The organism is Frateuria sp. (genome assembly GCF_035695185.1).
GTDB lineage: Bacteria > Pseudomonadota > Gammaproteobacteria > Xanthomonadales > Rhodanobacteraceae > Frateuria_A.
The window spans coordinates 1-7,837 of record NZ_DASSES010000109.1 but is presented as its reverse complement, the minus strand read 5'-3'; the positions used below and the strand labels follow the sequence as shown (position 1 = coordinate 7,837).

Annotated in this window: 8 protein-coding genes; 5 read left to right on the top strand and 3 right to left on the bottom strand. The window is 64.4% G+C overall.

What is annotated here, in order from left to right; all coding sequences use genetic code 11:
* Positions 1 to 12: 12 nt before the first annotated feature.
* From VFH59_RS09040 to VFH59_RS09020, 5 genes are read left to right on the top strand one after another with little or no spacing between them, the layout of a single operon-like run.
* Entirely contained in the window at positions 13 to 960 is a 948-nt protein-coding gene (locus tag VFH59_RS09040) for an NAD-dependent epimerase/dehydratase family protein (RefSeq protein ID WP_325164558.1), read from the top strand.
* Positions 961 to 1,000: 40 nt separating this feature from the next.
* Positions 1,001 to 1,762 (top strand): FkbM family methyltransferase, encoded by a 762-nt coding sequence (locus VFH59_RS09035; RefSeq protein WP_325164557.1) that lies wholly within the window; start codon positions 1,001 to 1,003, stop codon positions 1,760 to 1,762.
* 16 nt (positions 1,763 to 1,778) lie between these two features.
* Positions 1,779 to 2,828: a glycosyltransferase family 2 protein gene (locus VFH59_RS09030; RefSeq protein WP_325164556.1), complete on the top strand. Its 1,050-nt coding sequence runs from the start codon at positions 1,779 to 1,781 to the stop codon at positions 2,826 to 2,828.
* 17 nt (positions 2,829 to 2,845) lie between these two features.
* Positions 2,846 to 3,937 (top strand): UDP-galactopyranose mutase, encoded by a 1,092-nt coding sequence (gene glf / locus VFH59_RS09025; RefSeq protein WP_325164555.1) that lies wholly within the window; start codon positions 2,846 to 2,848, stop codon positions 3,935 to 3,937.
* Between the two features lie 19 nt (positions 3,938 to 3,956).
* Complete coding sequence (locus tag VFH59_RS09020; protein WP_325164554.1) at positions 3,957 to 5,156, top strand: glycosyltransferase family 4 protein; 1,200 nt, start codon at positions 3,957 to 3,959, stop codon at positions 5,154 to 5,156.
* Here the strand turns inward: VFH59_RS09020 and VFH59_RS09015 are convergent.
* The 3 genes from VFH59_RS09015 to VFH59_RS09005 all read right to left on the bottom strand — a co-directional run.
* Positions 5,103 to 6,194, bottom strand: coding sequence for a glycosyltransferase family 4 protein (locus tag VFH59_RS09015; RefSeq protein WP_325164553.1), 1,092 nt, complete (start codon positions 6,192 to 6,194; stop codon positions 5,103 to 5,105). The two genes, VFH59_RS09020 and VFH59_RS09015, sit on opposite strands and share 54 nt — an antisense overlap.
* 76 nt (positions 6,195 to 6,270) lie before the next feature.
* A complete protein-coding gene (locus VFH59_RS09010; RefSeq protein ID WP_325164552.1) occupies positions 6,271 to 6,987 on the bottom strand; it encodes a class I SAM-dependent methyltransferase in 717 nt (238 codons plus the stop codon).
* A 68-nt stretch (positions 6,988 to 7,055) separates the two neighbouring features.
* Positions 7,056 to 7,837 (bottom strand): glycosyltransferase family 2 protein (locus tag VFH59_RS09005; RefSeq protein WP_325164551.1); only part of this gene is annotated, 782 nt, incomplete at its 5' end.

Genomic DNA, 7,837 nt, shown 5'->3' with positions numbered 1-7,837 from the left:
TAGAGACCATACATGGCCGAAATCGTCTTGACCGGGGGTGCGGGATTCATTGGCAGCAACCTCCTGCGCGCGCTACCTGCTACCTCTGTGGCGGTGTTCGACAACTTTTCGCGGGGCAACCGGGACTCCCTTCCCGAGCATGTCGCGGTGTTCGAAGGGGATATCCGTGACCCGGTAGCGCTCGGCAGCGCGCTGCGGGGTGCGCGGGCGGTCGTGCACCTGGCGGCCTACGGGTCGGTGGTCGAATCGGTCGGCGATCCGACGGCCAACTTCGACATCAACGCGTTCGGCACCCAGTGCGTCCTGGAGGCCTGCCGCCTGCAGAAGGTCGAGCGAGTGGTATTCGCATCCACCGGAGGCGCGCTGATCGGAGACGCCATACCTCCGGTTGACGAGGGCTCGCTGCCCCGCCCCATTTCCCCTTACGGCGCAAGCAAACTGTGCGGCGAGGCCTACTGCCACGCCTATGCCAAAAGTTACGGCTTGCGCACGGTCGCCTTGCGCTTCGCAAACATCTACGGACCCTTCAGCGCACACAAGAAAGGAGCGATCACCCGCTTCATGAAAGCGCTCATGAGAGGGGAGCCGATCACGATCTACGGAGAGGGCACGGCAACGCGCGACTATCTGCACGTCGATGATCTGTGCAGGGGAATAAGCAAAGCGTTGAGCCAGGATATCGCCCCTGGCGAGGTATTCCACATCGCTTCGGGCGTAGAGACGAGCGTAAGCGCGCTTGCCGCCCTGGTCAGCGAAGTGGCGGGCCAGCCCGGGCACCCGATCATCCGCCTCCCCTCCCGCCCCGGCGAGGTGGGACGCAATTTCGCTCGTTTCGACAAGGCCGCCGCGACCCTCGGGTTCGAGCCCCGGGTATCGCTGCGTGAGGGTCTGGCGAGCACCTGGGCCTGGTTCTGCGAGAACCGCGACGCGGTCCTCAGCTCGACCGAGAGCGACAACTGACATTGACCAGAAATCTCAGGCGCGCGCATCAGGTGACCTCTTGAAGCTACCCAAACATCCATTCCGGTCGCTCTCTCTGTACCTCCGCATATTCGGGGCGAGCGGCCTCTGGTACGCAGCACTGGCGCTTGTGACCGGAGAGAAGAAGCCGGTCCGTGTCGCGCGCCACTGGTCGCCCCATCCGCTATACCTGCGCTTGAACTCGAGCGATCTGAACGTCTTCAGGCAAGTATTCATTGAAAAGGAATACCAGATCATCGAAGCCATTCCCGACGAGCTCGGCTTCGTGATCGATGCGGGCGCCAACATAGGATTGACCAGCCTGTTCATCGCCGCGCGCCATCCCATGGCAAAGATCCTCGCCGTGGAGCTGGAGGCGAGTAACTTCGAGCTTCTCCGAGCCAATACCGGGGCCTACAAACAGATCCGTTGCATTCACGGCGCGCTTTGGCACCGCGATGAACCGGTTGGCATCCTTTCGGCCGATGCAAACGAATGGGCCTACCGGGTCGGCACCAGCGGCCCAGCCTCCGGGGAGGGCTCTGCCGTCCGCGGCTACCGCGTCCGCAGCCTGGCTGCCCTCGGCGGCGCGGATCGCATCTCGCTGCTCAAGATGGACATCGAGGGCGCGGAAATGGAGGTGCTCGAGGACGCGGCGGACTGGGTCGGCCAGGTCGACAACATCGTCATCGAGCTGCACGAACACATCAGGCCGGGATGCACGGCCCTGTTCGGGCAGGCGACCCGGGGCTTCGCCACAAAGGCGGTCAGTACCGAACTGACCCTGGTCGCCCGGGTCTAGGCGACTCCAGACCTGCATGCACTCATCCAAAGCACCGTTGATATCGGTCATCCTGCCGTTCCTGAATGCGCAGAAGTGGCTCGGCGAGGCGCTTGCCAGTGTGCTCGCCCAGGACTGCGCGGACCTGGAGGTGATAGCGATCGATGACGGGTCCAGGGACGCCAGCGCCTGGCAGGTGGAGCAAGCCGGCCAAGCGGGGCTGCCCGTGACATTGATCCGCAACGAAACAAACCTGGGCATCGTTGCGAGCCTCAACCGCGGACTGGATGTGGCACGCGGTCGTTACATCGCGCGCATGGATGCCGATGACGTGTGCCTTCCACACCGCTTCTCGCGGCAGTTGGCGTATCTCCGGTCCACTGGCGTCGACCTGTGCGGCAGCTGGTTCGTCGAATTCGGGCAAGGACCGCGCAGGACGACCCGCTGGCCGCATACGGAAGCAGCGCTCCGTGCGGCGATGCTGTTCCAGAACACGATCTGCCATCCCACCATTCTGGCGCGCCGGGAAGTCTTCGACCGCTTCAGGTATCGCGAGGACTACCGTCTTGCGGAAGACTATGACCTCTTCGTCAGGGCCGGCAGCGAGTTCCGCCTCGCCAACGTACCGGAACCATTGCTTCGCTATCGCCGCCACCCCCAGCAGGCCACCCAGGCCAGGCGCAGCGCCATGGAGGAGGTGACGCGGCGTATCCGCGGGGAAGCGCTGCGCGCCCAGTCGATTGAGGTGGCGCCCGAAGAGCTGCGCCTGCACAACCTGATACGCGCGCCCTCGTCCATCGAATGCGCCGACGACCTCCACGGTATCGAGGCGTGGCTCCTCAAGCTGCTCGATACCAGGACTGACGAGGACGCCAGGCACGTCGTGGCGTCGCAATGGGTGCGCGCCTGCATCCGTGCTGCACCGCTCGGGCAAACGATGTGGCGGGCGTTCCGATCTTCTCCGCTATACGAGCTGCACGGCGCCGGCCTGGCCACCTCGGTGGACATGTACCTGCTGTCCCTGTGCCGCCTCAGCTACGCGTCGAAACCTTTTGCCACGCTCCGTCGCCTGGGCCTGAGTTCATGAGTACTTCGGCGCATCCGATGCATCTCGTCGTCGGCGCAGGTTTCGCCGGCAGCGTGATGGCGCGCGAATTGGCCGAGGCCGGCCACCGCGTTCACGTCATCGACAAGCGGCCGCACATCGGGGGCAATGCCTACGACGAACTGGACGAACACGGCCTGCTGGTGCACAGGTATGGACCGCACATCTTCCATACCAACGGGGAACGCATCTTCCAGTATCTGTCGCGGTTCACCGCGTGGCGGCCATACGAACACCGCGTGCGCAGCGTGGTCGACGGCCGGCCGTACCCCTTCCCGATCAACCGCGACACGCTCAATCGCCTCTACGGGATCGATCTGGACGAAGCGGGAGCGGCAGCGTTCCTCGAGCGTGTCCGCGAGCCGCGCGAGCCGGTGCGGACGAGCGAGGACGTGGTGCTCAACAGCGTGGGTCACGACCTGTACGAGAAGTTCTTTCTCAATTACACCCGCAAGCAATGGGGGCTGGAGCCGTCGCAGCTCAAGGCCGGGGTGGCCGCGCGCATTCCGGTTCGCACCAATACCGACGACCGCTACTTCACGGACACGTTCCAGGCCATGCCGCTGCACGGCTACACGAAGATGTTCGATGCCATCCTCGACCATCCGCGTATCTCGCTGGAGCTCGGGGTGGATTTCCAGGACGTGCGCGAAAGTTTTTCCCGCGACCACACGGTATACACCGGCCCGATCGACGCGTTTTACGGGTACCGCTTCGGCTACCTGCCCTATCGCTCGTTGCGGTTCGAGCACGAGCACCTGCCGGACGTGGCCTGGTACCAGGAGACGGGAACGGTCAACTACCCGAACGACCACGCCTATACCCGCATTACCGAGTTCAAGCACCTCACGGGCCAGGCGCACCCCGGGACTTCCATCGTCCGCGAATACCCGCTGGCCGACGGCGATCCGTACTACCCGGTGCCGCGCGAGGAGAACGAGGCGCTCTTCAAGTGCTACGAGGCACTCGCCAGGACGGAACCGGACGTGACCTTCGTGGGCCGCCTCGCGCAGTACCGCTACTACAATATGGACCAGGTGGTCGGCGCAGCGCTTGCCGCATCGCGCACCCTGATCGAATCCCTCCGCTGAGCTTCCCGGACGTTTCCTGATGCGGATCGCCTTTATCTGCAAGCGCCGCTACATGGGCAAGGACGTCATCGACGACCGCTATGGCCGCCTGTACGAGATACCGCTCCAACTGGCGAGGCTGGGACACGAGGTCCATGGTTTCTGTCTGGGATACCGTTCGGAGTCCGAAGGCGAGGCGATCCACGACGCCCTCCCTGGCCGGTTGGAGTGGCACGCTCGAAGTTTGGGAGGCGGGGCGTTCACCCGCCTTGCCGCTTACCCGTCCCGGCTCCTTGGGCAACTGCGGCGTTTGCAGCCCGACGTGCTTATCGGCGCGTCCGACATCCCGCAGGTTGCCCTCACCGCGTGGCTCGCTCGCAAGCTTGATCGCCCCTACGCCGTGGACCTTTACGACAACTTCGAGGGCTTCGGCCAGGCGCGCATTCCCGGCTTCGTGACGGCGTTGCGCAAGGCGACCCGTCACGCCGGCCTGGTGACTACCACCAGCGACGCACTTGCCGGCCTGGTGCGCGGCACCTATCGGGCGGAGGGCACCGTAGTCTCCATGCCCAGCACGGTGGATCTGGATGTATTCCGGCCAGGGGATCGAGCAACGGCCCGCGAAGCACTAGGTCTGCCGGTACAGGCGACGCTTATCGGTACGGCAGGCGGCTTGTTGGCGAGCCGTGGCATCGGCGAGCTCTACGCCGCATGGAACGCCCTGGCGCCTTCGATGCCCGACGCACATCTGGTGCTTGCCGGGCCCGTCGATCCGGCGCTGCCCCCACCGGTCGCGCCACGTGTGCACTACCTGGGCATGCTCGCCCACCGTCATACGGCCACGCTGTTCCAGGCGCTCGATACAGGCATCATCTACCTGCGCGACACGCCTTTTGGAAACTACTGTTTTCCCCAGAAAGCGTACGAAATGTTCGCCTGCGGCCTCCCGGTGGTCGCTGCCGACATCGGCGCCATGCCTGCCCTGTTGGCGGATAACCCACAGGCCCTGTACCGCGCAGGCAACGCGCAGGACCTGCTGCGTGCGATCAACCACCAACTGAACTCCCGTGCGCTGGCACAACTGGCAGTGGAGGATTGGGCGACGATCATCGGCAGGATCGAACCGCGGTTGGTGGAGTTGACCGGAGACGGAATACGGCAGGAGCGCAGTACTGCGAATGGCCGATCAACGCCTCTGGATCTGGCCCAGGTAATCCCAAAGGCGCATCCCGAAGGATGACCAGGCGAACTGCCCGGCGAACCTGCGACATGTCTGCGCAGAAACCGACCCTGCCGGAGACAGTGCCTCAAGCGTGCGTGCGGCGAACGCCACGTAGTCCCCGGGCTTGACCAGCCACCCCGATTCTCCCGGCGCTACAGCATCGGGTACGCCGCCTACAGCGAAGGCCACTGTAGGCAGGCCGTGTGCGGCTGCCTCCAAGGCGACCATGCCAAAACCTTCCACGTCACCCGGTACTTCCAACACGGGAAACACAAGAAGATCAGCGCCTTGATAGGCCGCGTTCAACTCAACTTCGTGGCAGGGCCCGAGAAGCATGACGTGAGCATCCAGGCCGCGCTCGGAGGCCGCTCTTCTTATCTGGTCACTCATTCCTTCGGCGCGACCGGCGAGCGCGTCGGACGCCTCGTCGCCGATCACCACGAGCACGGCACGCGGATCCGCCGCAACGATGCCTGGAAGCGCCCGTTCGACGAATTCCAGCAGACCCTTGCGGCGAGTGAGCCGCCCTACCGACAACAAGACCTTTCGCCCGTTCAGCCCGTGATGCGACCGCCATGCTGCGGCCGGATCCGGTGACGACTCCGGCGCCGGCTCCACGCCCGGGTGAAGCACACTGATCCTCTCTGCCGGCACTCCAGCGCGCAGAGCCAGTTCGGCGGTATTCCGACTGTTGGTCAGGCACAGATCGAAGCGCCGGATTAGCGGCAACCACACCCGCCGGTACACCGGATGCGGCACCACGATATCCAGGCCATGCAGATACACCACGCAACGAGCGCGCCGCATACGCGCAGCAATCAGCACGATCGGGGCGACCAGGCCGCTCCCGGCAAAAGCGAAATCAAGAGGCCGGCTGAGCGCCGCACCAAACGCGTTCCAGGCCGCCCTCAGCAGGAACCGGCCCAGACCGGAAGAGCCAGTCTCACGTACGACAGCGCCATCGGGCATCCACGCGCCGCATCCGGGAGGCCCCACCACTTCCAGATGAGCGCGTCGCGCGAGCTCGAGCACAACGTGATGGTTCAACCGCTCCATGCCCCCAACCAGAGGCGGAAGGTTCCTGCTGACGACAAGCATGCGCGGATGTACAGGGTTCATGGCTCACCGAAGCTCACGAACGGGATACCGAGCAACGGTGGTAGACCTGGTATTGCCAGCGCACGGGCCAAACGGCCAGCGCCAGCGCCTGGAGCATTCTCACGGGCCACGCCAACGGCGATCCCCTGATAATCCACGATCGGCTCAATGGGTGCAGATCGCGCCAACGCGCCTCCACGCGGAGGCCGGCAGCAGCAAAAAGTTGCTGCCATTGGTCAAGCGAGAGCACGTCTTCCTTCACGGCTTTCTGCTGGGTTCCACCGTACAAGCCGAGCCGTCGTGTCAGGAAACCGGCGTTAGGCACGAGCAGCACGATCAGGCCGCCCGGCTTAAGTACACGACGCATTTCCAGAAGTGCCGCCGGCTTGTCCAGGAAGTGCTCCAGCGAGCCCATACAGGTGACGATGTCGAACGCGGCCGTGGCAAAGGGCAGCGTTTCGGCGGTACCGCAATGGAATTCGCCTTCGGGCAGGCGCCGGCGGCATGCATCGATCGCTCTTTCGGACAAGTCGATGCCCGCCACCGCGCGCGCGCCGTGTTCGCGGAAATAGCTCAACCATTCACCGGTGCCGCAGGCGACATCGAGCACGGCCCGTCCTTCGAATGGCCCGAAACGCCGCGCGACCGATCGACAGTGCCACGGTAGCCGGGTGTCGTTTCCGATCACGGCGTAGTACTTGCGGTCGTAGAAATCGCGGATTTCGTCGAATCCGTCGTTTGATCTGGTCATTGGAGTGGCCGCTCGTTTCGCTGTTGCATCGGCGTGGCCGACGCGCCCTTTTTGCCACGCAAGTAGGTCTAGTCGCCCAACCGGTACATCAGCGCGGTGATCTGTTCGGATATGAGTCCGATCAAGAACACAATGACCGCCGCGCTCCACAAAAGCGTGCTGCCATTGGTCAGACGACCGAAGTGCAGGTACGTCCACAGGTAGTTCAAGCAGCCCAGCAGGAAGAACACCACGCTCGCTGGCGCAAACAGCTTCAACGGCGAATACAGCGTGGCGATCTTGAAGATGATCAGCAGGAATCTGAGTCCATCCCGCAGCGGACGGATGTGGCTCTTGCCCACGCGCTGGGCTGCCCTGATCGGCACGTAGGCGACCGGGTAGGCGCTACGGAAGAAGGCCATGGTGCTGGTGGTGGGATAGGAAAACCCGTTGGGCAACAGGTACAGGAACTCGCGGAATTTCTCGGCGCGCACGGCGCGGAACCCGGAGGTAAGGTCGAGCACCGGGTGACCGGTCATGCGCGTTGCAAGCCAGTTGTAGAAGGTGTTCGCCAGCCCCCGTCCCACGCCGGCCTGGCTTCCCCAGTCACGCGCGCCGATGGCCATGTCGTAGCCTTCCTGGAGCTTGGCGAGCAGGCGGTCGATGTCCTCCGGGTCGTGCTGGCCGTCGCCGTCCATGAAGACCAGCCATTCGCCCCGGGCCGCCCGCGCGCCGCGCTTGATCGCCGCGCCGTTGCCCATCGAATAGGGCGAGGACAGGCAATCGACCGCGTTGGCGGCGCAGATGGCCCGCGTGTCATCCGTCGAGCCGTCGTCGACCACGATGATTTCCGCATCCGGCTGCGCGGTAC